Annotated in this window: 1 protein-coding gene; it reads right to left on the reverse strand. The window is 40.5% G+C overall.

Annotated elements, in window-relative coordinates:
- Window positions 1–269 (reverse strand): PQQ-dependent sugar dehydrogenase (locus tag AAEY79_RS15045; protein ID WP_352289227.1); only part of this gene is annotated, 269 nt, incomplete at both ends.

Raw genomic sequence — 269 nt, forward strand, 5'->3', positions numbered from 1 at the left:
AAACCACCTTGGCCTGCAACGTATAAACCTGTTAGGTTTAATTCTACTCTTGATTGCACATTGTTTTTAACTATAACTACGTGACCATCACGCTCTGTAATTAACCATGTGCCGTTTGGTAGTTCAACCATGCTCCACGGAGACTGTAAGTGCGTAGCCAGTGTTTTTGTACTGTATTGCTCCTTTGGTAACGTAGCATCTGCATTAACAGAAAGCGAAAAAAGCGAAAGCAAAGTAAAAAAAGAGATACATTGTTTACGGAGCAAGCC

The organism is Psychrobacter sp. GW64-MNA-CIBAN-0177, assembly GCF_040309585.1.
In the GTDB taxonomy this organism is placed as follows: Bacteria; Pseudomonadota; Gammaproteobacteria; order Pseudomonadales; family Moraxellaceae; genus Psychrobacter; species Psychrobacter okhotskensis.